This is a genomic window from Photobacterium obscurum, from assembly GCF_026191635.1.
Lineage (GTDB): Bacteria > Pseudomonadota > Gammaproteobacteria > Enterobacterales > Vibrionaceae > Photobacterium > Photobacterium obscurum.
Genome location: NZ_JAKRRW010000002.1, coordinates 26,286 through 48,858 on the forward strand (window position 1 = coordinate 26,286; position 22,573 = coordinate 48,858).

20 protein-coding genes, 6 tRNA genes and 1 riboswitch are annotated in these 22,573 nt (G+C 46.6%); of the genes, 15 read left to right on the forward strand and 11 right to left on the reverse strand.

Translation table 11 applies throughout. The features are described from left to right. Window positions 1–82: 82 nt before the first annotated feature. The 7 genes from nspC (at window position 83) to MD588_RS02445 (ending at window position 2,253) form a co-directional block, all read left to right on the forward strand. Window positions 83–1,216, forward strand: coding sequence for a carboxynorspermidine decarboxylase (gene nspC, locus MD588_RS02415; protein ID WP_265695202.1), 1,134 nt, complete (start codon window positions 83–85; stop codon window positions 1,214–1,216). A gap of 263 nt (window positions 1,217–1,479) precedes the next feature. Beyond that, window positions 1,480–1,553, forward strand: a tRNA-Cys gene (locus tag MD588_RS02420). 19 nt (window positions 1,554–1,572) lie between these two features. Then, a tRNA-Gly gene (locus MD588_RS02425) sits at window positions 1,573–1,648 on the forward strand. Between the two features lie 139 nt (window positions 1,649–1,787). After that, window positions 1,788–1,874 (forward strand) — tRNA-Leu (locus tag MD588_RS02430). Window positions 1,875–1,903: 29 nt separating this feature from the next. Continuing rightward, a tRNA-Cys gene (locus MD588_RS02435) sits at window positions 1,904–1,977 on the forward strand. Window positions 1,978–2,063: 86 nt separating this feature from the next. Then, a tRNA-Leu gene (locus MD588_RS02440) sits at window positions 2,064–2,150 on the forward strand. A gap of 29 nt (window positions 2,151–2,179) precedes the next feature. Continuing rightward, window positions 2,180–2,253: transfer RNA gene (locus MD588_RS02445), tRNA-Cys, on the forward strand. Between the two features lie 277 nt (window positions 2,254–2,530). Here the strand turns inward: MD588_RS02445 and rbsB are convergent. The 4 genes from rbsB to rbsD all read right to left on the reverse strand — a co-directional run bounded on the left by rbsB (window position 2,531) and on the right by rbsD (window position 6,436). Then, window positions 2,531–3,409 (reverse strand): ribose ABC transporter substrate-binding protein RbsB, encoded by an 879-nt coding sequence (gene rbsB / locus MD588_RS02450; RefSeq protein ID WP_265695204.1) that lies wholly within the window; start codon window positions 3,407–3,409, stop codon window positions 2,531–2,533. 84 nt (window positions 3,410–3,493) lie between these two features. Further along, window positions 3,494–4,465 carry a ribose ABC transporter permease gene (rbsC, locus tag MD588_RS02455; protein ID WP_265695206.1) on the reverse strand — a complete coding sequence of 324 codons (972 nt, stop codon included), beginning with the start codon at window positions 4,463–4,465 and terminating at the stop codon, window positions 3,494–3,496. Continuing rightward, entirely contained in the window at window positions 4,462–5,976 is a 1,515-nt protein-coding gene (gene rbsA / locus MD588_RS02460) for a ribose ABC transporter ATP-binding protein RbsA (RefSeq protein WP_265695207.1), read from the reverse strand. Before rbsA ends, rbsC begins: the two co-directional genes overlap by 4 nt. Before the next feature lie 40 nt (window positions 5,977–6,016). Beyond that, on the reverse strand, window positions 6,017–6,436 hold the full coding sequence (gene rbsD, locus MD588_RS02465) for a D-ribose pyranase (RefSeq protein ID WP_265695208.1): 420 nt from the start codon (window positions 6,434–6,436) through the stop codon (window positions 6,017–6,019). A 332-nt stretch (window positions 6,437–6,768) separates the two neighbouring features. On the opposite strand from rbsD, the gene MD588_RS02470 reads away from it, so the two are divergent. Then, window positions 6,769–7,449 carry an FMN-dependent NADH-azoreductase gene (locus MD588_RS02470; protein WP_322784222.1) on the forward strand — a complete coding sequence of 227 codons (681 nt, stop codon included), beginning with the start codon at window positions 6,769–6,771 and terminating at the stop codon, window positions 7,447–7,449. Window positions 7,450–7,490: 41 nt separating this feature from the next. Beyond that, window positions 7,491–7,802: a hypothetical protein gene (locus MD588_RS02475; protein ID WP_265695209.1), complete on the forward strand. Its 312-nt coding sequence runs from the start codon at window positions 7,491–7,493 to the stop codon at window positions 7,800–7,802. A 158-nt stretch (window positions 7,803–7,960) separates the two neighbouring features. Here MD588_RS02475 and MD588_RS02480 read toward each other — a convergent pair whose 3' ends face one another. From MD588_RS02480 to dapA, 5 genes are all read right to left on the reverse strand, one after another. Further along, entirely contained in the window at window positions 7,961–9,142 is a 1,182-nt protein-coding gene (locus tag MD588_RS02480) for a DUF3103 domain-containing protein (protein ID WP_265695210.1), read from the reverse strand. 593 nt (window positions 9,143–9,735) lie between these two features. Continuing rightward, the gene (locus tag MD588_RS02485; protein ID WP_265695212.1) at window positions 9,736–10,842 is read right to left on the reverse strand and encodes a succinylglutamate desuccinylase/aspartoacylase family protein; all 1,107 of its coding nucleotides are present in this window, start codon (window positions 10,840–10,842) and stop codon (window positions 9,736–9,738) included. A 142-nt stretch (window positions 10,843–10,984) separates the two neighbouring features. After that, entirely contained in the window at window positions 10,985–12,193 is a 1,209-nt protein-coding gene (locus tag MD588_RS02490; RefSeq protein ID WP_265695213.1) for a PLP-dependent decarboxylase, read from the reverse strand. After that, window positions 12,193–12,963 carry a 2,3,4,5-tetrahydropyridine-2,6-dicarboxylate N-succinyltransferase gene (locus MD588_RS02495; protein WP_265695214.1) on the reverse strand — a complete coding sequence of 257 codons (771 nt, stop codon included), beginning with the start codon at window positions 12,961–12,963 and terminating at the stop codon, window positions 12,193–12,195. Before MD588_RS02495 ends, MD588_RS02490 begins: the two co-directional genes overlap by 1 nt. Then, window positions 12,948–13,874: a 4-hydroxy-tetrahydrodipicolinate synthase gene (dapA, locus tag MD588_RS02500; protein WP_265695215.1), complete on the reverse strand. Its 927-nt coding sequence runs from the start codon at window positions 13,872–13,874 to the stop codon at window positions 12,948–12,950. Before dapA ends, MD588_RS02495 begins: the two co-directional genes overlap by 16 nt. A gap of 89 nt (window positions 13,875–13,963) precedes the next feature. Beyond that, window positions 13,964–14,134, reverse strand: a riboswitch (Lysine riboswitch). 167 nt (window positions 14,135–14,301) lie between these two features. Here dapA and MD588_RS02505 point away from each other — a divergent pair. From MD588_RS02505 to MD588_RS02530, 6 genes are all read left to right on the forward strand, one after another. Beyond that, window positions 14,302–15,201 (forward strand): AraC family transcriptional regulator, encoded by a 900-nt coding sequence (locus MD588_RS02505; protein WP_265695216.1) that lies wholly within the window; start codon window positions 14,302–14,304, stop codon window positions 15,199–15,201. A 661-nt stretch (window positions 15,202–15,862) separates the two neighbouring features. Beyond that, window positions 15,863–17,509, forward strand: coding sequence for a tetrathionate reductase family octaheme c-type cytochrome (locus tag MD588_RS02510; protein WP_265695217.1), 1,647 nt, complete (start codon window positions 15,863–15,865; stop codon window positions 17,507–17,509). Further along, complete coding sequence (locus tag MD588_RS02515) at window positions 17,506–18,102, forward strand: cytochrome b/b6 domain-containing protein (protein WP_265695219.1); 597 nt, start codon at window positions 17,506–17,508, stop codon at window positions 18,100–18,102. Before MD588_RS02510 ends, MD588_RS02515 begins: the two co-directional genes overlap by 4 nt. Window positions 18,103–18,137: 35 nt before the next feature. Next, window positions 18,138–18,464: a hypothetical protein gene (locus MD588_RS02520; protein WP_265695221.1), complete on the forward strand. Its 327-nt coding sequence runs from the start codon at window positions 18,138–18,140 to the stop codon at window positions 18,462–18,464. A gap of 111 nt (window positions 18,465–18,575) precedes the next feature. After that, window positions 18,576–19,886 (forward strand): rhodanese-like domain-containing protein, encoded by a 1,311-nt coding sequence (locus tag MD588_RS02525; RefSeq protein WP_265695222.1) that lies wholly within the window; start codon window positions 18,576–18,578, stop codon window positions 19,884–19,886. A 128-nt stretch (window positions 19,887–20,014) separates the two neighbouring features. Then, on the forward strand, window positions 20,015–20,551 hold the full coding sequence (locus MD588_RS02530) for a methyltransferase domain-containing protein (protein ID WP_265695223.1): 537 nt from the start codon (window positions 20,015–20,017) through the stop codon (window positions 20,549–20,551). A gap of 103 nt (window positions 20,552–20,654) precedes the next feature. Here MD588_RS02530 and MD588_RS02535 read toward each other — a convergent pair whose 3' ends face one another. Next, window positions 20,655–21,152, reverse strand: coding sequence for a hypothetical protein (locus MD588_RS02535; protein ID WP_265695224.1), 498 nt, complete (start codon window positions 21,150–21,152; stop codon window positions 20,655–20,657). A 254-nt stretch (window positions 21,153–21,406) separates the two neighbouring features. Next, window positions 21,407–22,291 (reverse strand): GGDEF domain-containing protein, encoded by an 885-nt coding sequence (locus tag MD588_RS02540; protein ID WP_265695225.1) that lies wholly within the window; start codon window positions 22,289–22,291, stop codon window positions 21,407–21,409. Between the last annotated feature and the right edge of the window lie 282 nt (window positions 22,292–22,573).

The following is a 22,573-nucleotide window of genomic DNA, read 5'->3' on the forward strand; positions in this document are numbered from 1 at the left end:
TTCCTGCGCGCAGAGTCAATATTCACTTATAAAGTCTAATAAAGCCGGTGTCGGGTACGACATCGGCTTGTTGGTAACTAAGATGCAGAAACAAGATTTAAAAACGCCTTTCTTCATGATTGATGAAGAGAAGCTGATCGCTAACCTTGAAAAAGCAAAACGCCTGAAAGAGTTGTCTGGTGCCAAGTTAGTGCTGGCACTGAAATGTTTCTCGACCTGGGGTGTTTTCGACATCATCAAACCTTACTTGGATGGCACAACCAGCAGTGGCCCGTATGAAGTCAAACTGGGTTACGAGACTTTTGGCGGTGAAACGCACGCCTACAGTGTCGGGTATAGCGAAGATGACGTAAAAGAAGTCGCCGATATCTGCGATAAGATGATCTTTAATTCTCAGAGCCAGCTGGCGGCTTATCGTCATCTTGTCGAAGGCAAGGCTTCTCTGGGTTTGCGCCTGAACCCTGGTGTTAGCTATGCCGGTCAGGACTTGGCGAACCCGGCGCGTAAATTCTCGCGTCTCGGTGTGCAGGCTGACCATATCGATCCCGCTGCGTTTGATAGCCTTGATGGTGTGATGTTCCACATGAACTGTGAGAACAAAGATGCCGATGCGTTTATCAGCTTGCTTGATGCAATTTCAGCGCAGTTTGGCCAATATTTGGATAAGCTCGACTGGGTAAGCCTGGGCGGCGGTGTATTCTTTACCTGGCCGGGCTATGAGCTTGAGAAGCTGGCTGCGGCTTTGAAGGCATTCTCTGAAAAGCACGGTGTTCAGCTATATCTTGAGCCGGGCGAAGCGATTATTACCAAGACCACGGATCTTGTCGTTACTGTGGTTGATATCGTCGAAAATGAAATGAAAACCGCGATCGTAGACAGTGCAACCGAGGCACACCGCCTTGATACGCTGATTTATGATGAGCCGGCGTCTATCGCGGAAGCCAGCGAAACGGGCGATCACCAGTATGTGATAGGCAGCTGCTCATGCCTTGCGGGTGATCAGTTCTGTGTGACCCAGTTTGAGCAACCTTTGGAGATAGGTCAGCGTCTGCATATTCTCGACAGCGCGGGCTATACCATGGTGAAGCTGAACTGGTTCAACGGCTTGAAGATGCCTTCGGTCTATTGCCAACGCCAGAACGGTGACATTGAAAAGCTCAATGAATTTGGCTATGACGATTTCAAACGCTCACTGTCTCAGTGGAGCGTGAGCTAATTAGTCTCAAGTATCATGAAAAAGGCCGCATTGCGGCCTTTCTTCTTTTGTTCATAGACTTCACCAATTTGCAGTTATTGAGTCTAAAATTAGTCACGTTGTGTATTTAAGCAATTTTGGCGTGGTTTTTAACTGCTTTTGTTGCTTTTTGACCAGTCAAAATAAAATCATCACTTTTTCATTGACTCATTATTTAAAATCAGTAAATTACATCACGTACCGCAGCAGGGAGGCCTGTTATGCGGTCGGTCGAAAGACAATTAGGCGCGTTGGCAGAGTGGCTATGCAGCGGATTGCAAATCCGTGGACCTCGGTTCGACTCCGGGACGCGCCTCCATTCTTATCGAGAATGAAATGCGACACTAGCTCAGCTGGTAGAGCGCAACCTTGCCAAGGTTGAGGTCACGAGTTCGAACCTCGTGTGTCGCTCCAAATTTTAGGTGATGTGGTTAGCAACGAGGAACCTCGTGTACCTAGCCGGCCGCGTCGCTCCAAATTAAAGTCTCATGGCGAAAGCGATGGGAAATAGATGGTGTTTAACTTTTCAGTTAGCGCATCGCAAGTATTGCGTGCCCTGGTGGTGGAATTGGTAGACACAAGGGATTTAAAATCCCTCGACGTTCGCGTTGTGCCGGTTCAAGTCCGGCCCGGGGCACCATCTCAACTTGGCTTTGAGAATAAAAATTTGGCACGTTGGCAGAGTGGCTATGCAGCGGATTGCAAATCCGTGGACCTCGGTTCGACTCCGGGACGCGCCTCCATACAAATTGCGATATGGCTTAGATAGCGGTATCGAAGATGGTGTCTGACTAAATCAGTTAATAGCATCGCAATCAAAAATTTGCGTGCCCTGGTGGTGGAATTGGTAGACACAAGGGATTTAAAATCCCTCGACGTTCGCGTTGTGCCGGTTCAAGTCCGGCCCGGGGCACCATCTCAACTTGGCTTTGAGAATAAAAATTTGGCGCGTTGGCAGAGTGGCTATGCAGCGGATTGCAAATCCGTGGACCTCGGTTCGACTCCGGGACGCGCCTCCATATTCAATATTGAGTTAATCAGTATCAGCGATGGTGTTGGATTCATTTAGTTATCACCATCTCAGTCAAACCAGCCTTGTGCTGGTTTTTTTGTGTCTATTTCCCACTACCGCAGAGACTCCGTTTTATATTAGCTAGGCTCTACAAGAAAGCGTTCCACTTGTTTTAAATGCGGAATGGGCGGAGCGAATTGCTTCACCCTAGCAACTTGCTTGCCTGCGTCTTCTTTACTGATCATGCCCCCAGCTCCCAGGTTAATGCTCCTCGAAGGCTTTTCTTACTTCTTAATGAGCTTAAGCTGAACGGGAATGTAAGCCTCGACTTTTTCACCTTTAAGCACTTTAGCCGCCGTTTCAACGGCAAGTGAACCAATTAGTTCCGGCTGTTGGGCTACAGTCCCACTCATCAGACCGCGGTTTACAGCTGCGATACCGTCTTCAGTACCGTCGAAGCCGACGATTAGCACATCTTTACCGGAAGCCTGCACAGCGCGTATTGCACCCAGTGCCATTTCATCATTTTGGGCAAAAACAGCCTGGACTTCAGGGTTGGCAGCTAGCATGTTTTCCATGACATTCAGACCTTTCGTTCGGTCGAAGTCAGCAGGTTGGCTGGACAATAGATTTAAGCTGTTCGTTTCTACTGCCTGCATAAAGCCTTTTCCGCGCTCATGAGCGGCAGATGTACCTGCAATTCCCTCTAGCTGAATGACTTTTGCTTTGGCGCCGACTTTCTCAGCAATATAGTTACCGGCCATTTTACCGCCAGCGACGTTATCAGAAGCGATATGGCTCACCACTTCGCCGCGGCTTGCTCCGCGGTCAAGGGTCAACACCGGAACTCCTGCGCGGTTTGCCATGCGGATGGCATTAGATACCGCATCAGAATCTGTCGGGTTGATAAGAATGACTTTAACACCACGCACGGTGAGATCTTCAACGTTTGAAAGTTCCTTGCTCGGGTCATTTTGTGAATCAAGCACAATCAGGTTGTAGCCCAGCTCTTGTGCTTTTTTCTCAGCACCTTCTTTCATGGTGACAAAGAACGGATTGTTCAGGGTTGAAACCACCATCGCCATTGTGTCCTGTGCTGCAGCGATTGCGCTGAAGCAAGTTGAAAGGACAGCGGCAGCGAGAAGCATTACGAACTTGTTCATTGTTGTATTCCTTTATGTAGGGGGTGAATATACCCAAACTACCTCAAGATGCTGAATCCTGTATTTTGAGGTAGCTTGGGTATATTACTTGTTCTTGGTATCAACCAGTACCGCAAGCAGAATGACGACTGCTTTGGCGATCATCTGGAAGTAGGATGAGACATCTAACAGGTTTAGTGCGTTGTTGAGGAAGCCGATGATTAGTGCACCAACCAGGGTACCCATGATCCGCCCTCTACCGCCGGCAAGGCTGGTACCACCAAGAACCACAGCGGCTATCGCATCCAGCTCGTACCCCATACCTGCAGTAGGTTGAGCCGAGGACAACCGGGAAGTCACAATTATGCCGGCAAGGGCTGCCAGCAGGCCGCAAATTGCATAGACGCCAATCTTGACAGTATTCACATTGATGCCAGACAAGCGGGTTGCCGCCTCGTTGCCGCCAAGGGCGTAAACGTAACGGCCGAAACGGGTGTGGTTAAGCAGGTACCAGGCAGAGGCAAAGACGATAACCATCAGCCAGATTGGCACAGGTACACCCAATAGATAACCCGTACCGAACCATGCAAAGCTGTCGGCGACCTCGGTAAAGCCGGTAGAAATAGGACGACCATCGGTGTAAACCATAGTTACACCACGCAGCAATGTCATGGTGACGAGAGTCGCAATAAAGGCCTGTACTTTCCCTTTGGCAATGATGATACCGCTGATAGCCCCCAGAGCTGTACCTGCAAGCAGCGCGCCGGGCACGGCGACAACGACAGGTATTTCCATAGCGATCATGGAGGCTGCAAGTGCACCGCATAGAGCGAGGACCGAACCTACGCTGAGATCAATCCCTGCAGTCAGAATAACTAAGGTCATGCCGACCGCGATAATGGCGTTAACGGAAGTTTGGCGCATGATGTTAAGGATGTTGTCGACGGTAAAAAAGTTCGGGTTCAGGAATGACACAACAATAATCAGCAGCGCCAGGGCGATTAACGATTTTTCTTCAATCAGCCAGGCCTTGCTGAAGACTTTAGGGCGGTGCGATTTTATAGTTTCATTGTTCATGGGGCGACCTCAGAAATTTTTTTGCCAACGGCGCAGGCCATGAGTTTCTCTTGAGCGGCATCTTGAGCCATAAATTCGCCGCTGATACGTCCTTCATGCATGACTAATATACGGTCGCTCATTCCCAGCACTTCCGGCATTTCCGATGAAACAAGAATGATGCTCATACCATCTGCCTTAAACTGGTTAATCAGCTCGTAGATTTCTTTTTTTGCGCCGACATCGACCCCTCGGGTCGGCTCGTCTAGGATCAGGACCTTAGGTTTAGTCATTAAGCCCTTGGCGATGGCGACCTTTTGCTGATTACCGCCGGAGAGGTTGCCGATAATTTGATCACGGGTCGGTGTTTTGATGTTAAACAGGCGGATAAAGTCCTCAACGGTGGTGATCTCGTCTCGGTGGTTGAGCTGCAAGCCATATTGGGTAAAGTGGCTAAGGGCGCACAAGGTCATGTTCTCTTTCACTGATAAGCCCAACACTAGTCCGTCACCTTTACGGTCTTCTGATATGTAGGCAATGCCGTGGGCCAGGGCATCTTGCGGAGATACGGCATTAACCGTTTTGCCATTAAGGATCACGTCGCCGGATGTGCGCGGTAGGGCACCGTAAATCACTTTCATTAACTCGGTACGGCCAGCGCCCATCAGGCCGGAGATACCTAAGATCTCACCCCGGGTCAGGCTAAAGCTGATATCGTGAATACCAGAGCCGGTCAGTTTTTTTACTTCCAGGCAGGTGTCACCATGCTGGATGTCTATTCGCGGATATTGTTCATCAAGGCGGCGGCCGACCATCATTTCGATCAGCGTGTCTTCATCGAGCTCTGCTACAGGGCGTTCGCCGATAAACTTGCCGTCGCGTAACACTGTCACGTCATCACAGATCTCAAAGATCTCTTTGAGGCGGTGGGAGATATAAATGATACCGCACCCCTCATCTCGCAGTTCGTTGATCACCCTAAATAGCGATTCGGTTTCATTGTCGGTCAGCGCATCTGTCGGTTCATCCATAATGATGACTTTGGATTTGAATGAAAGTGCTTTGGCAATTTCGACCATCTGCTGCTCGCCAATGCTTAGCTCACCGACCAGCATCCTCGAGTCGTGGCTGACGCTGAGTCGTATCAGTAGGGCATCGGCATCGTTGTACATCTCCCACCATTTGATACCGCCAAAAATATTGGTTTTCTCGCGACCAAGGTAGATATTCTCAGCAATCGTCAGCTCGGGGACCAGATATAATTCCTGGTGGATAATACTGATCCCGGCTTCCTGTGAGTGTCGCGGACCGTCAAAGCTTACTGGTTGCCCCTCGTAGTGGATATAGCCAGCATCTTTATCATAGATCCCCGTTAATACCTTCATCAGAGTAGACTTGCCGGCACCGTTTTCTCCTACCAGTGCCATGACACGCCCCGGGTAAATTTTCAGGCAAGCGTTGTCCAGAGCCTTGACACCTGGGAAGGCTTTATCAATACCGCTAAGTTGCAATATAGGATGAGGATGACTCATATCAGCTCCTGTCAGCGTATTATTGGTTAAACGTGCTGGGTCAAAAAACAACGCCAGCCTGGAAAATGACATTCGCGTAAGGGGTGCACTCACCGGTACGGACGACGGCCTTACTGTTTTGAGTGCGAGCTTTAAACGCTTCATGGCTGATATGATTAATAGAAATTTTGTGGCCTGTTTTCACTTCTTCTTCGCGAATAACATCAATTAATGACAGGTGTAAATCAGGGCTTAGCTGCTTGAACTCTTCTGCAAGAACAATCCCTTCGATTTTCATTTCTGCCAATAGGGCTTTTACTGTGTCGAGGAAAGTCGGAATCCCGGGGACAAGAGCCAGATCAAGACGTTGGTTAGGATCGGAAATGGGCAAACCGGCATCGCAAACGGTGATTTCATCGGTGTGTCCCATGGTAGCAACAAGGTAAGACAGCTCTGGGTTGATAAGCGTACTTTTCTTCATGGACTCAACCTTAACCATTGGGCATCGTGAAGGTGGTTTTTATTAGGCAAAGCTTAGCAAATGATCTGAGTTAGTTGCTTTGGGGCTATCTAACGTTACCAATTGGTGTGTTATCAGAAGTGAAATCAGGCCAAATTGTAGCACACCAGGTGTTTCATCCTGATTGCTGCTGATAAGTTGTTATTATTAAAGGGCTTTTGTTGTTGTGTCACGAAGCTTTGGTTGTTCGAATAAATTGAACAACTACAGCTGATTTTTACGCTATCTTCATCAGGTCACTCTCCCTATAGTTACTTCAACAACAAATGAATGAATCTAGTAAGGGTAGCGATATGTCTAAAGTTCTCGTTCTGAAATCAAGTATTCTTGGTGACTACTCACAGTCTAATGGCCTAATTGATCATCTGGTTACCTCATGGGGAAGTAATGTTACTTCGGTTACTGAACGTGATCTTGCAGCAGATCCTCTGCCGGTATTGGATGGAGAAATTGCGGGAGGGCTTCGCGGTGGCGATGATTTGTCTGAACGCCAAGAAGAAGTGCTGGCACAGTCTGATCGACTAATCGAAGAGTTGAAGGCGCATGATACCCTTGTGATCGCAGCACCAATGTATAACTTCCATATTCCGACTCAGCTAAAGAACTGGATTGACTTGGTTGCACGTGCCGGTGTGACATTTAGCTATACCGAAACAGGTCCTGTCGGATTGATCAAAGATAAAAAGGTCGTTGTGGTGACCACTCGTGGTGGGATGCATAAAGATGGTCCAACTGATGTAATGATCCCATATCTGAAAACAGTTCTTGGCTTTATCGGCCTAACGGATGTTGATGTTGTTTATGGAGAGGCATTGGCAATGGGGCCTGAAATGGCAGAGAAGGCGATTTCTCAGGCTAAAAAATCATTGGAAAGTATTAGTTTAGAACAAGCAAAGAGCGAGCCAGAAATAGAACTTTCCCAGCAGCAACCTCCGGTGTGGAAAAAGCTACTTAGCAAACTGGGACTAAATTAACGATACTAGTAACTGAGAAACTGAATGGTGGAGAAACTAAAATGAAAAAATTACATTTTGTTCTAGCTACTGCGGTACTTACTTTCTCGGCGACATCTTCTGCAGATATAAGAGTAACTGACACGCAAAATGGGGCCTGGGTAAAAGTAACTGATAATGGCCAGCCAGCAGTTAATGCAACGGTTTCCTTAGAGAATTATCCTCAGGTTGGGCAAACATTCCAAACAGGAGAGAATGGTCGGGTATTTATCCCTATTTCTGTCAATAATTCCCGTTCGATTAAGTTTAAAGCCGTAACACAAGAAGGGATAGTCTATAGCCGTTTCGCATTTCACAGTGATAGTAAACGGTAACAATATTTAGGCTGAGTTTAGCCTGTTGGTTATCTTTCTCATGTATATTTAAAGCGATAGCAATGATTGAGGTTTACTGGTCATTGTATTGGTGAGAGATAATCTTTGATTGGGACTATTTGGGCACTACGCAATTTGTAGTGCCCAAATAAATGAAGCTATGGACGTGTCGGTGAGATGGTTAATGGCTCTAATGTTGCAACTGCATTACCACCTGCAGCCGGGTGGTCAACATAAGAAGTATCTTGTAATAGTGTGTAGTACACATCGACAAAATCATCATCGTTAACTAGTACCCCATCAGGGATTGCCGCAATGATCTTTCCTGTGATTTGTGGAATTATCGCGTAAGCTTGAACTTCAGGATCCGGGATCATTTTCAATACTTCTTCTGCGACTTGCACTAAAAGTTTGGCCAACTCTTTGTAGTCAGTGCCGTCATCTTGTTCCATCAAGATCATATCAGCAGCCCCCCAGCGATAACGGGACCAATGAATAACAATCTGGTTAGGGTAGTAATCCTTATTGTCATAATCTAGGTAGGGCATTTCTACTAAGTCGAGGGTTGGCTCGTCTCGGCTCGGATTAACGCCGGTTACGATTGCATACACTTCGGCTTTACCTGAAATCCACGGTTCTTCATCATCAGATAAACGAATCTTCTTAATTGCCGTGGTTGAGATAGGTGCTGCTGAAGCGCTGCGAATATTGGTTTTGAATTGAGCTTGCTGTGCATTTTCATCATAGTTATGCAAGGCAGCAGGTTGCCCCAATTTTGTCATTTCGGCCTGCATTGCTTGCAGTCCAGCTTTGAGCTCCTTAGCGCTATTGTTGTCAACAACAAACACTGGTACTTCAGGCATTTGATATACATCTAGCTGGTGAAGCTGACCATAGACATCATAGGCTTCAATGTACTGCCATGACTCGTCATCGCCTGTAGGTTCAAAAGCAAACAAAGGACTTTCGCCTTCCTTCCATTCCTGCACCATAGATGTGTCAGCAAGCCTTAGTTCAAGCAACTCATCGGTGTAATTCGAGACCCCTTTTATTGTTCGAATATTGGTGTCGGCTTTTTGCATTTGCTGTGTGAATGACGATTGTGGTTCTTCTGCCAACAAAGTTGATAGGGAAATACTTAATTTCTGCTCGGATATTTGTGATTTGAGGGTTTGCTCAATATCAGTGTAATTTACACTTAGTTGTTTGGCTAATCCTTGTTTTTGCTGCGTAATGGTATCGGCGTTTTTAGTTGGTGATTGATGCGCAGTTGTATCATCAGACTGGCATCCGGCAAGCGCTAAAGTTAATAATAAGCATGTTGGTGTTATTTTATTCATTGTATGCCTCTAAAGTATCCTAATGGTGTTAGAGTTATAGCTCTAACATCATTAGGCTACCACGATATAAGCCATAATTAATATGAATAATTTTACGGAAATTAATATGTGAAGGGTATTAAATGAATACTATTCATTAAAAATGGGAGGAATATCATAAACGTCTTTTGATGAGAGTGAACCTATCAATTGTGAGCAGAAGATAATGAGTCGCTCGGTAATAAATATATCTGTAAATATATATTCATATTAATGGGTAGTTACACGATACGAGGCTGCATGACTCGACTTATCACGTTTACATTGAACACTCTTAGTACAAGTAGTTCAGCATCAAAAAATATGGTGGTTAGATTGAGCATATCGAAATTAATAAGATGAGAGTGTCTATTAACAGTTTTTGTCTGAAATTAAGAAAATTATAATAAAATAATATTTTATGCTCGATTGGTTGAGGTTCACGGGGAATGAATGTTACATCACTATTATATTGGGTTTTGAGCGTTATTTAGAAGGGAGGCAAGAGCCTCCCTATAGAAGAGACTCATATCTTGATATTGGAATACTAAGCAATTAAGTCTGACTTATCTGCTCTAGAGCATAAATGTATTGGTTAGTACCTTATACAGCTCTGTTCCTTGTTGTACGCTTGCCGAGGCAAAGTGCAGGACAGGAATACTATCACAGGGCAAGCGAAGTTCACGACTCAGGCAAGACTCACTGCCGAGGGTATTAAAGTGCCAAAGTGTTGCCAGTGGCTCGCCAGCTGAAAGTGGCTGATTCAGTTGAGCAAGATATTCGACCTGCCCGCCAGCAGGGCTATGGTAGGCTTTATAGTCACTCAGAGCGCAGGCGTAGAGTGCGACAGGGTCACAAATGAATGGCTTGTCTAGCCACATACCTTGGTGCTGCAGGTAATTACAAATCCCCAGGGCATCTCGCTCGGCTGCGTTAACGTCCAGCAGCTCTTGCGAACCTAACTCTATGGTAAAGGCATCCACCATCACCGGTAGTTTTCGGCCAAGCCTTGCAAATTGTTGGCTTAACTGCCACCAAGGGCTAAAGCTGGCTTCATCCATTGCGCCGTCAAAGTCGCTTGGGATCAGGATATTTAGTGGAATATTAAAATGGCGGGCGCGCTCGCGCGCATATTCAGGCACATAAAGATGACGGGCTGAGATCGGTCCGGTATGAAGGTCAAGAACGATGTCTGCCTCCATCGCCATTCTCTGCAGGTTGATGGCTAAATGTTGGCCACATGTCAGGCCCCACGGTGAGCTCTGACGCTCATTGAGTTGCTCTCTCAGCTTTTCGCGGAACGCATTGCGGATCAAGGCTTCATCGGAATTAAGGTACTCCTGGCTGAACGGCTCAAGCAGGGCGCTGTCAAAATGATACTGGCGATTCCAGTTGATGCCTGTGACCGGGTCGAAACGACCAAGGGTAAATTCCCCACTTTTTTGGTTGATGCCCAGAGGGTTTGCCTGCGGCACCATCAACACATCCCCTTGCGGTGGATGCTGACGGAAAAACTCCAGCAGCTGGTAAATTACGGCATTTCCCTGTACCTCTGCGCCATGAATATTGGCCTGAATATAAACACGCGGGCCATTGCCCTGACCTTGAATATGGATCACCGGCACTTCCATCGGATCGCCGGTCGGCTGTTCGCCAACTTTGACTGTGGTTGTCTTTATCATTTGCGCTATCGGATATGTTTGATCCGGCTCCTTTCCATGTGTTGGCAACAGCATAGCAGCTGGTGGGGCGCTGTGTATGCAGGTGCCGATAACTGTTGATAATGAGTCAGCCGAATTGGCTGACTCTAAACGCTATCTAGATTCAAGCTAAATAATGACTGGCTGGTGAACTCGGTCGCAAAACTTCAATCCCTGATTTCGAGAAGGTTAATTCGGCAGGGAGGGTGTGGCACAGGAAGTAGGGCATACTTTCGGTAAAACCATATGCGCCCGCCTGAGAGAAAATCAGCCATTCACCCTGCTGCAGGTTGTCTGGCAGTGGCAAGCAGCCAAGGCAGTCTAGCCCGGTGCAGAGGGCGCCGTGGATCTGATAAGAGGTAAGCGGTGAATCACTTGATTGCAGCGCTTCTACAGGAAAAGCCTGTTCTGTTAGCGCAGGACGTAGCAGATGCTGGCTTCCACCTTCAATCACAGCAAAACGAACACCCTGATTGTCTTTGATATCGGCAATCTTGCTTGCGTAGTAGCCATATGGGCCAACCGCATAGCGGCCGAGTTCCATCCAGCATTCGCCAAGCTGGTACTGGCTTTTCAGCTGAGCCAGCCCCTGACAAACTCGCTGCCAGTCAAGCTCCTGCTGTTGTTCTGCATAGGGAATACCAAGCCCACCGCCTAAGTCGACAACAGGAGCTGATATTTGCCAGGCATCCAGCAAGCTAGCAAGTTTAGGCATAGCTGCCTGCCAGGTTTGCAGCAGGGTTTCGGCACAAAGAATATTGCCCCACTGGAAGCAGTGTACACCCAGCAGCTCAAACTCATTAGGCAAAGTGAAGGCATCAGGCATCCACTGCTCAGGTGTCAGCCCGAATGGGGTCGGGCTGCTTCCCCCTAATACATTGATCTTTTCTTCGGGGTCTTTAGTCCATGGCAGTTGTACTCGTAGTAGCACTTGAGGACGAATTTGCCTGGCGCGGGCGATCCTGGCCAGATCATCAGCCTGCTGGTGGCTTTCCAGTACAAAAATACGCACGCCGAGCTCGACAAACTCAGCCAGGTGGTCGGGTGTTTTTACTGGGCCGGTATTTAAAATACGGGCGGGATCGACGCCTTGCGCCAATACCTGTTTTAGCTCGCCTACGCTCGCGACATCAAAGCCAAAGCCTCTGGCGTCAAGGGCCTGAATGATGGCCGATAACGGATTCGCTTTAACGGCGTACCATAGCTTGGCCGGAGCACTAGCAAGATCTGCCAAGTGCTGATCCAGACCGTCGAGATCATAGGCATAAAACGAGTGCGATTGCTGCTTGCTGGCGAGTTGTAGCGTCTTACGTACTTGCTTAGTCATTCCCATTAACGAAGCGCCTCTTCCAGAATGAGTGAAGCATCACTGCTGTCATCCCGGTATTTGATGATCACAGGACACTGTACACTCAGGCCTATCTTTTTGCCCCATTCGCTGCTGGCCGGGCGGCTACCCGGAACAACTACGGCGCCTTCCGGAATTGGTGTGCCTTTTGGTAACTGGCACTCATTGACCAGATCATATACCGGCACAGCGGCAGACAGCGTCACTCCTGGCGCCAGGACCGCGCCTTTTTTGACAATAATCCCTTCAACAATCACGCAGCCGGCACCGATAAATGCGTCGTCTTCAATGATCACGGGTGTTTGACCAACAGGTTCAAGCACACCACCAATTTGTACACCGGCAGAGAGGTGGACATTTTTGCCAATTTGGGCGCAAGAGCCAACGAGGGCATGGCTGTCTACCATGGTACCGCTGTCGACATAGGCGCCGATATTAATATAGGCGGGCGGCATGATCACAACGCCAGGAGCGATATAAGCTCCGCGGCGAACTGCGGATCCTCCCGGTACCAGACGAACCTGTTCTTTTGGGGTAAATTGGCGTGGAGCCAGGTTATGTTTGTCAACTGCGCCAGGGTACTCCGGCCCGAAGCTGGTCAGTTCACCTGCTGGAAAAGCGGCTAGGATCCCCTGCTTCACAGTGGCATCAGCGTGCCAGTTTCCTTGTTGGTCTTGGGTAGCGGTGCGTGCTTCGCCACACTCAAGCTGATCAAGTAAAATCGTCCAGTCCGGGGTTACTACTGATTCTGACATGTTTCCATCCATTGGTGTATTGCCGTATCGGCATTTAAAACAGGGGTTAATTCTTGTAGCTCTTCACTATAAAGAGGGGGACGCAGACCGGCGTTCTTAAGGCGTCCCTGATATTGCATCAGAGCCTTTACCGGAATCGGGTTGGCAGCACAGAACAAGCTGTTACCAGCCTGCTGCCACAAGGTTTTGAAGTTAGGCGTAGCCAGGTTAAGGCTCTGGCGAACATAGTGGGCAGTGGCTTCAGGCCAGGCGTTGGCGGCGACAGATACCAGGCCGCAGGCACCAGCGGCAACAAAATCAACCAGCAGCCCATCGTCACCGCAGAAAAACTGCAGTGATGGAGCCGCGTTTCGGTAGCGGGTGAAAGCCTCGACGCTTCCACTGGCTTCTTTCACGGCCCATGCGTTGGGGTGGTTTGCCAGTGAGCTTAAAGTTTGTTCGTCAAGCGCGACACCGGTGCGTGAAGGTACGTTATAGAGCATGCATGGCCAGTGGCTGGCATCAAGTAGGTTGTTAAACCATTTCAGCTGGCTAGTGGCGCCAGGCTTGGCGTATAGCGGGACTGGTATCAGCAGAGCATCGACAGGAAAATCGTTTAAAAAATCCAGCCATTGAATTTGTTGTTGCAGCTGGAAGCCGCCGACCCCCACCATGAGTGGTACAGAAAGCTCCAGAGCACAGATATGACGGATCACTTCCTGCTGTTCTGTTATTGTCAGTGCCAATGCTTCGCCGGTACTTCCGAGGAGCAGGATCCCATTCCCCGCGGCCTCTTGCTCTTTGGCTAACTGGGTCAGGGTAGTAAAGTCAATAGACTCATCGGGGCTGAACGGGGTGATGAGGGCCGTCCATAATGTGGTTTGTTGTAAGCGCTCATTCCCGGCTGTGGGAATAGAATTTTGATTAGGCATCTCTCATCCGAACTTTTTGATATCAGTTCAGAGAGCTTGGTTTTGCGAAGGCACCAATGACAATGAGCCACGTGAGGCGAGAAAACACAAACACCAGAAGCTCTCCACCATAGGTGACAGTCCTGAGGATTCAGCCCCAGCAACCGATAAGCCATGCTTCCAAACGCAAACTTACCTCGGCGTCAATCCCCCTTATCTGTGGTCGTGGGTATTTGGATACCTCGAACAGACTACCTGGTTAACGCACCTCTTCTGATCCCATAAATCTGGGATGACCTGATTCAAACATCAAACGTGGAGATGTGTCAATAATATTTGAATATTTATGCATGCCAAATTTGCTGATGTGCAGCCATAAAATCACTGTACATAAAATCAGTATCTAGCCATACTGTTGTTTATTGTCATCTCTATAAGCGAAAACCTGATGAAAACCAACTACCATCAAAAACTTAAACCTGTAATTCGCTACTTAGAGCAGAATTATAATTCTCAGCTAAATCTAGAAGAGGTGGCACGCTTAGCTTTACTCTCTCCATATCATTTTCACCGTGTATTCAAAGCCGTTACAGGGGAAACACTTAATGAATATTTGCGTCGCCTAAGGTTACAACAAGCAGCACAAGACCTGTTTTATAATAAGCCTGCGGTTATTGAGGTTGCGTTGGAACATGGGTTTTCCAGTTCACAAAATTTCGCTAAGGCGTTTCGTAAACATTTTAACCTATCTCCAACCGACATCCGAAATTGCACAAATATCAAACTGTTTTATGAGGCGATACAAAATAGCAAGATTGGAAACAAACTGAGCAAGGATGGAAACGATTATCAAGCTCTTAATTCATATACTTCTCCTGACCGTAAACAATGGAGAATAACAATGGAAAGAAAACAGTTTGAACAAGGTACTCTGGCTTATATTCGTGTCACAGGTCCGTATGGTGAAAATTATGAACAAGCATTAAATAAACTCTATCAGTGGGCAGCAGCAGAAGGCGTAGCCGATGCGACTTGTATATTTATCTACCATGATAACCCTGAGCTGACACCACCTGAAAAGTGTCGAACAGACATCTGTTTAATGGTTCGAGAAAGCGCCAAAGTGTCAGGAGATGTAGAGCTACAAGCATTTCCTGGTGGTGCGTACGGGACATTGCGTAAAACTATTACAGACAAGTCTCAATATGGCCCGGCGTGGAACGAACATATCTCTCAAATTGTAGAACTTGGTATTGAGATGGATGACAGACCTTGCTTTGAGCTTTACCACAGCTACGATAACGAGAAAGACATCGCAGATGTAAGCTTTTGTAGTGCGATAAAATAATCCGTTTCCGATTAATGCCTCTTTTTTTGCTAAAGAAGGGGCAGATTATTTTTAGCCTTGCCGCCCCATTGAGGCTCCTCATTCGCTTCCTACCATTCAATGAGTGCCTGCTTCATATGCTCTAGCTGCTCAGGATACATCTTGGACAATTCGTTTACCTCTCTGAATTTCGTTACTGTGGATTAACGTTTCGATTAGGTGTTTGAGGCTTATGACTTTTACTTGTTGTTACTGATTTATGATGTCTGCCTATGCAATGATTCTAATTTGTTATTAAGTGTTTGTTTTTATTTGTTAAATATTGCGTTAATACTGATGGTCAGTTTTTTAGCTTGTGGCTAGGAAATAAATATTGTGATCCAAGTTATAGGAACGAATAAATGCCCCTATAACCATAGGTAATTTGTGGTTTTTGTACTATGTTAGCAATAGCTGTATAAGCTTTTAGTGTTTTAGTAATTGCTAAAGTTTGCTTGGTTAACGTTATTACCTGATGCTTAGAACTGTACAAGACAACCTTGGAGGGAAAGATTACCAAGGTACATTAGAATATTATTGAAAGCTGATGGTTGTTGTGTGTCTATAGTTTTCACTCTGAGGATGATAGCGAGTGGCGTAATCGAGCAGGTTAGAATCTTGTTGCTAAAGGTGGCCTGTAAAGATGAAAATTCAAACAACACTGTTGATGCTGCTTTTATGTTGGATGACTCCGGCTTACGCTTCTGGCGGAGAAGAAACAGAGAGCAGAATGCATGAGGTCTCGTCGATAGCCAGCACGGCAGACCATTCGACCTTCGAGATCCTTAACCAGGACTTTGACTACGCGCCGGATGTGACGGAGGCATGCCTCAGTTGCCATACCGAGGCATCTAAACAGATCCACCAGACCTTTCACTGGAGCTGGTCAAAAGAGGTCGATGGTGTCGAAGTAGGTAAAGGGATAAACGGCTTCAATAACTACTGTGTGTCCGCTAGGGGCAATGAGAGTTGTACCCAGTGCCATATTGGCTATGGTTGGCGCAATGAAGATTTCGAGTTTGACGCCGAAGAGAATGTTGACTGCCTGGTGTGTCATGACCAGACAGAGACCTACAAGAAATCAGCGGCTTCTTCTGGTCATCCTTACTATGAAGACATAAAGGTGGGCGGCAAACAGCAGAAAGCAGTTGATCTGAAATATGTCGCTCAACATGTCGGTAGCCCGGATCGTGATAACTGTCTTGCCTGTCATGCCGTAGGTGGGGGCGGTAACGGGGTTAAACATGGTGATACGGATCTGTCTCTGATCAATCCAGCGTTTGAGCTGGATGTACATATGAGTCCGGAAAAGCTCAATTTCAGCTGTCAGACCTGTCATACCGCCAGCGAACACAAAATCTCCGGCCGTTACAATGACCGAAAAGCTTTTATAGACCATGATCTTAACAAAGGCCGGGTATCTCGCAAAGGCAACAACGTCTCCTGCGAATCCTGCCATAGCGCTACGCCTCACCAAGCGCGAATCATCGATAATCATACAGCCAAGGTTGCCTGTACCTCCTGTCATATTCCCGAGATGGCTCGTGGCCCCTACCTGACCAAGCTTTCCTGGGATTGGTCAACGGCGGGACAAATGAAAGACGGCAAGCCATTTACCCTCGACCAGGAATTTGATGGTGTGGTCAACCATGCCTATATGAGCAAGAAGGGGACCTTCACCTGGGGGCGTAATGTGGTACCGGAATATCGCTGGTATAAAGGCGAGCTAAAGCAGATGACACTGCTTGACACCATTGACCCAGACAAGGCGCCAATCGATATCAATCCGCCATCAGGCAGTTACAGTGATCCAGATGCTCGTATCTGGCCATTCAAAATTCATCGCGGAAAACAACCTTACGATACTGAGTTTAATCGTATGCTGCCAATCAAGCTTTACGGTCGACCTGGTTCGGGCGCATTTTGGACTGAGTATGACTGGGGCAAGGCACTTGCTGCCGGAGCCAAGCTTAACAGCGTGGAATTTAGTGGTAGCTACGCTTTTATTGAAACCAACGGTTACTGGCCTATCAAACACATGGTTGCTCGTAAGGAGCAAGCCGTTGCCTGTGAATCTTGTCATAGTCGGGAAAGCCGTCTGGCTGGACTCAATGATTTTTATCTCGTCGGCCGAGATAGTAACTCCCTGGTTGAATATTTTGGTGCTATCGCGATCTGGGGGGGATTTGCCGGTGTGCTGTTACACGCGCTTACCCGCATAGTGACAGTACGTCGTAGACAAGTGAAGGCGGCAGATAGCCAGAAGAACAAAGACGGGAAAAAATCATGAAAAAGACAACTGTTATTTTTAAACGTTTTGAGCGCTTCTGGCATTGGGGGCAGGCAATATTGGTGTTGCTGTTGCTACTGACGGGCCTGGAAATTCACGGAATTATGACTTTGTTCGGTTTTGAGCTGAGCACGACATTGCATCACTGGGCAGGGTTTATCTGGATTGCTGTTGTCATCCTGATTTTCACTTGGGTCTTTACAACCGGGGAGTGGAAACAGTTTGTTCCTGACATGAAGGGGATCGACGGAGTCATACGCTTCTACCTTTACGGGGTCTTTGTCGGTGAAGATCATCCGCACCGTATGTCGCTGGAAAATAAATTTAATCCGCTACAGCGATTGGCTTATTTGGGGCTGCTATTTGGATTGCTCCCTGTCCAGATTATTACCGGTTTAATTTTCTTCTTTTTCCCTGAGTTACGCGCTGCAGGTTATATCGATCAGATAGGGGCTGTGGCTGTGATCCACACATTCTCGGCTTATGCCATCCTCGCGTTTCTGATAGTGCACCTTTACCTGATCACCTTGGGCGCGAAACTGTCGAGTCATATCAAAACGATGCTCACAGGGAAAGAGACTGTGGATGAATAACGATATCTCACTATTTATTTAAAGAGGCACCTACGATGAAAAAGTTGATTCTTGTACTGATGTTCGCCTTGGCCCCTTTCGGTGCTTCGGCAGACCCTGCCAAAGGTCAGGAATACTACCTGGAATACCTACGTCCACATTTTGGCTATAACGGCCAGGAGTTTGCAGCTCAGCACTTGAAAGTTGAGTGGAAGCGCTATTTCAAAAAGGATGCAGCAAGATTTATCAAGAAATACAGCAAGAAGCATCCGGAATCAGCTGAGTTTCTTGGCAGTGAAAAGTTCCTGGAAATGGCACCACATATCAAAGACTTTGCAATGAAATATGCGGCCGATAGCGGAGAGCTACCGAGTTGTAATTAAGTTCTGAATTTCAAGTCAAAGCTGTTAACGGAGTACAAGGCTTACATCAGGTATCAACGAATGTGAAAGTGATAATCACGGAGTTTTACTGTGAATTTATGGAGAATATTCATGTTTAAGAAAGCTGCTCTCTTATTAGTTCTATTTACTATGCCGTATTCATCAATGGCCGAAGAAATTATCGGTAAGATCCAATCGATTTCGATACAAGGAAAAGTTATTCAGTTTATTAACCCGAAGACTAACGAGGTCAGCGTTCTTAAGTTCACAGAGGAAACAAAGCTTGAGAGTGCTGATTCTTTCAAAGACCTGATGGTCAACACCAAGTTTAAGGCAACGGTTGACGACAATATGGTTGCCGGCAAGATAAAGCGTGTTCTGGTCAACTTACCCAAAGATCAGATAATTGGTACTGATGAACTGGCTGAGCTGATAGAGAGTGGTCAGCCTCTTTATATCGGTGATGCTCGCCCTAAGAGCAAATATGATACTGGCCATATACCGGGGGCGAAACCGTCACCGGCAAGCGAACTTGGTAATAATCTTAACTGGCTACTGGAAGATAAAGCGACGCCGTTGGTGTTTTATTGCGGCGGTGTAACTTGCCCGCTGAGCCCCAAGGCATTAAAAATTGCCAAGACGAACGGTTACCAGAATGTCAGGGCCTATGTTGATGGCTTCCCGGCCTGGAAAGCAGATGTTTACCCCTCTCATGTCAATCAAGAATGGTTGGCGAAAAACCTAGATATTCATCATGTTATTCTTGATGTAAGAACAGCTCCGAAATCCTTTGTTAAAGGTTCGGTTCACCTTCCGGCATTAGAGCTGGTACAGATGCATGAGCAGTGGAATAAGGAAAAATACCCAACTCAAAAGCGCACGATATTCACGCTCAGAGATAAAAAAGCGCCTATTACCATCGTTGCGAACAGTGACTCAAGCGACGAAGCCATTGAAGCCTACGAGATACTGACATTCTGGAAGTTCAAAAATGTTGCCATATTAAATGAAGGCTTTGTCGGGTGGTCTGAAGCGCAGCTGCCGGTTGAAAGTGGCAAGATTGCCACAGAGCTCAATTATGTTAAGAAATTGGCTACAGGCGCAATTGACGAGAAAGATTTTGTCAATGCGGTGACTTCTGGCAAGGCAATGATTATTGATGTCCGATCCGCTGACGAAGCCAGCCAGGGCCGCCTGAAAAACGCAATGAATATTCCACTCGATGAGCTTGAACGGCACTTGGATCGTATTCCTAAAACAGGCTTGGTTGTCCTGCATTGTGTTGGTGGTGCTCGCGCATCGCTAGCTTATACGGCATTAACCAAAAAAGGGTATACCAATGTGAAATTCCTCGATGATACATTTGAAGATGTCGTGAAAGAGAATGGAATAACCCTGCTCGATGGGAAGTCTCAAATATAATTTAAGACTGTACAACATGTGACAAGGAATCGTGCCTGTCTGTTAAGTTGACAGGCAGATTTCATGTGCACTTCGTAACAGACTGAATGTCATAATAACAAGCACGGTATTAAGAGGTGAATAACGATATGGCAATCCATCATAACCAGTCTACGCATTCATTGCTGGTGGAGAAGTTTGTTCGTGAGTTGAGGCAAGCTTCCGAGCTAGGTGAGGTCTTGGATCTCGCCTGTGGTAGTGGCCGTAACGGGCTGTATTTGGCCCGGCAGGGTATCTCTGTTGTGTTTGCCGATCAGAATCAGGAGCAGTTAAACCAGATTGAAGATATTATTCAGGCTGAGCAGCTTTCGGCAAGGACTTGGTTAGTCGATCTTGAAACGGGCTCGCCTTTGGCGGATAAATGTTTTGGTGCTGTTATTGTCTTTCGCTATTTGCACAGGCCCCTATTTCAAGCAATCAAAACCAGCACGGCTAGCTCAGGTTTAGTGATCTATGAGACTTTCAACCAGGGACAAAAAGTCTATGGCAGGCCACGTAACCCTGATTTTTTGCTAAGGGAAAATGAATTGCAGGAAGAGTTCGAAGGCTGGAAAATTCTTCATCAGTTTGAAGGGATAACCAGTGCCCCCCAAAGCTCTATTTCACAGATAGTTGCATGTCGTTAGCCGCGAAGAAGGGCAAAGCTGCGTTGTTGTAAGTTATAAAAGCCATGACACCAATAACCAGCTAAAAGCTGGTTGTTGATGTCTGGAGCTGGCTATAGCTTGACTATTCATCGTGACGGATCTTTTTGGCAATCTGGCTAAAATATTGCTCCATATCTTTTACCGAAGTCATGGTTGTTGTTTCGACCTTATTTCGAGAAATATTAAAATTATGGACGATGTTATTTCCCGTTGTTTCCATAAAGTCTTTCGTATCCATTTTGGCTAAGTGGCTTTGCAGAGCCGCATGATCGAGCTCACTCTTGGCACGACGTGTTGTTTGGTCAGCTAACTTTTCAAAGGATTGGCTGATGCTTTGCCATTTATCGTGTGCCTCCATGGCTGCCAGATGGGCTTGAAGAGCTGCATCATCAGTTTTGCTGGCAAGGTGGTTTGAGGCTTCACCCAGTTTTCCGTTGATGTCAGAAAGGCGTGCTTTGGCATGTTGCCACAACTGCTTGGTGTCCTCGGATAACTCTGTCGATTTGCTATCTATTGTTTTTGATACATCCTGAATTCTTTCACGGGATTTTTCTATGGATTCTTTAAGCAGGTCTTTCATGTTAGCTCCGCTTCTTGTCTGTCTATTTTTCTATAGTGTGAGCGTCATGCTCAGCTGTACTGACTGAGGTATAAGTATAGACATTCGTCAGATACCAGAAACATTAAGTCGGGCATCTATAAATTTCGCTTTGTTTTTATGTTGGGGACTTGAAGAGGGACGATGTCGCGGATTGATAATCTGTGGTCCTTAGCGCCATAAAACGCCTTCAGTTATGGCTGAAAACTTTAAGCTTGTGAATATCCTACGGAGGCTTATTGGGCAACTCGCCAGCAATTCCTGCCAAGAGCTTTGGCTTCGTAGAGTGATTTGTCTGCCTGCTCAATGAGTGTTTCTATCCCGCCGTCACTGACATAGTCAGTGGCTATCCCAAGACTTACTGTACACGTCACTTTTTGGTGGTTGTGGGATATTTTTAACATCTCTACACTTGTTCTGATTTCTTCGGCTATTCGTGTCGCTTGCTTGGTGCTGGTATCGCCTAAAAGTACGATGAATTCTTCACCACCCAATCGAGCAAAATAGCTGTTTTCCTGTAGTATTGATTTGATGGTTGTTGCAACGTCCACAAGCACCTGGTCACCAAATAGGTGCCCGAAGCTATCATTCACCCGTTTAAAGTGGTCAATATCAAAAATAATGACACTTATCTGTCTGGTGTCTCGGCGAGAACGTTGAATTAGCGACGTGGCCTTGTCGGTCAATGCCCGGCGATTCAAGAGTCCAGTGAGCGGATCGATTTCTGCTAGATGGCGCATTAATTGAGATTGTTTGTTTTGAAACTCTACCCAACGGTAGGTGCCGGCAAGCAACAGTAAAATACCGGATGGCTTAAATATGCCTTCTAAAATATCTAGAATGGGTAGTGTCATCGTGAGCTCGTCGATAAGATCTAGAAAGTGGCCCATGAATAGCAGGGATGAAGACACTAGAAAAATCCAGTACATTTCACGTGAACCCTTCAAGTTTTCGGCGCTGAGCATCATAAACAGGCAGCTGGCGGTCATCGTACCTTCAATGGATACATCTAGGTAATTAGTCGCTTCTGTTGCTGGATGGAATACCCAAACATAAGCGAACAATAAGGAAAGAATCGACAAAATAGTCAGTTGAATTTTGAATTTTAAAACATTGACCATTTAAATTAGTCCTTGATGAACCTATCGCATTCTAGAATATAAATAGTATCAAACATCAGCGATAAACTGGTTGTACAAGGCTAACAGTTAGCAATTTATGGACAAAAAAACAAAGTTTGACCTTCTTTCTAGGCAATTAATTATTGAGTGTCTGGTTGATTGGACATGACGATAGTTTCCATTTTTCAAGCATGACGTTTTTTAGCTTCTAATGTTCTTGCGGTAAACCGAACGATTGTACTGTTAGCGTTCGTATGCAAAGTGGTGATGATCTGTATCAAT

Bases quoted from the DNA above. Each gene is read 5' to 3' on its own strand.
- MD588_RS02515 (WP_265695219.1), top strand. From the start codon at position 17,506: ATGAAAAAGACAACTGTTATTTTTAAACGTTTTGAGCGCTTCTGGCAT.
- MD588_RS02485 (WP_265695212.1), bottom strand. From the start codon at position 10,842: ATGATAAAGACAACCACAGTCAAAGTTGGCGAACAGCCGACCGGCGAT.
- MD588_RS02490 (WP_265695213.1), bottom strand. From the start codon at position 12,193: ATGGGAATGACTAAGCAAGTACGTAAGACGCTACAACTCGCCAGCAAG.
- MD588_RS02470 (WP_322784222.1), top strand. From the start codon at position 6,769: ATGTCTAAAGTTCTCGTTCTGAAATCAAGTATTCTTGGTGACTACTCA.
- MD588_RS02525 (WP_265695222.1), top strand. From the start codon at position 18,576: ATGTTTAAGAAAGCTGCTCTCTTATTAGTTCTATTTACTATGCCGTAT.
- rbsB (WP_265695204.1), bottom strand. From the start codon at position 3,409: ATGAACAAGTTCGTAATGCTTCTCGCTGCCGCTGTCCTTTCAACTTGC.
- MD588_RS02540 (WP_265695225.1), bottom strand. From the start codon at position 22,291: ATGGTCAATGTTTTAAAATTCAAAATTCAACTGACTATTTTGTCGATT.
- rbsC (WP_265695206.1), bottom strand. From the start codon at position 4,465: ATGAACAATGAAACTATAAAATCGCACCGCCCTAAAGTCTTCAGCAAG.
- MD588_RS02510 (WP_265695217.1), top strand. From the start codon at position 15,863: ATGAAAATTCAAACAACACTGTTGATGCTGCTTTTATGTTGGATGACT.
- MD588_RS02520 (WP_265695221.1), top strand. From the start codon at position 18,138: ATGAAAAAGTTGATTCTTGTACTGATGTTCGCCTTGGCCCCTTTCGGT.
- MD588_RS02535 (WP_265695224.1), bottom strand. From the start codon at position 21,152: ATGAAAGACCTGCTTAAAGAATCCATAGAAAAATCCCGTGAAAGAATT.
- MD588_RS02495 (WP_265695214.1), bottom strand. From the start codon at position 12,963: ATGTCAGAATCAGTAGTAACCCCGGACTGGACGATTTTACTTGATCAG.
- MD588_RS02505 (WP_265695216.1), top strand. From the start codon at position 14,302: ATGAAAACCAACTACCATCAAAAACTTAAACCTGTAATTCGCTACTTA.
- MD588_RS02480 (WP_265695210.1), bottom strand. From the start codon at position 9,142: ATGAATAAAATAACACCAACATGCTTATTATTAACTTTAGCGCTTGCC.
- nspC (WP_265695202.1), top strand. From the start codon at position 83: ATGCAGAAACAAGATTTAAAAACGCCTTTCTTCATGATTGATGAAGAG.
- MD588_RS02475 (WP_265695209.1), top strand. From the start codon at position 7,491: ATGAAAAAATTACATTTTGTTCTAGCTACTGCGGTACTTACTTTCTCG.
- rbsA (WP_265695207.1), bottom strand. From the start codon at position 5,976: ATGAGTCATCCTCATCCTATATTGCAACTTAGCGGTATTGATAAAGCC.
- dapA (WP_265695215.1), bottom strand. From the start codon at position 13,874: ATGCCTAATCAAAATTCTATTCCCACAGCCGGGAATGAGCGCTTACAA.
- rbsD (WP_265695208.1), bottom strand. From the start codon at position 6,436: ATGAAGAAAAGTACGCTTATCAACCCAGAGCTGTCTTACCTTGTTGCT.
- MD588_RS02530 (WP_265695223.1), top strand. From the start codon at position 20,015: ATGGCAATCCATCATAACCAGTCTACGCATTCATTGCTGGTGGAGAAG.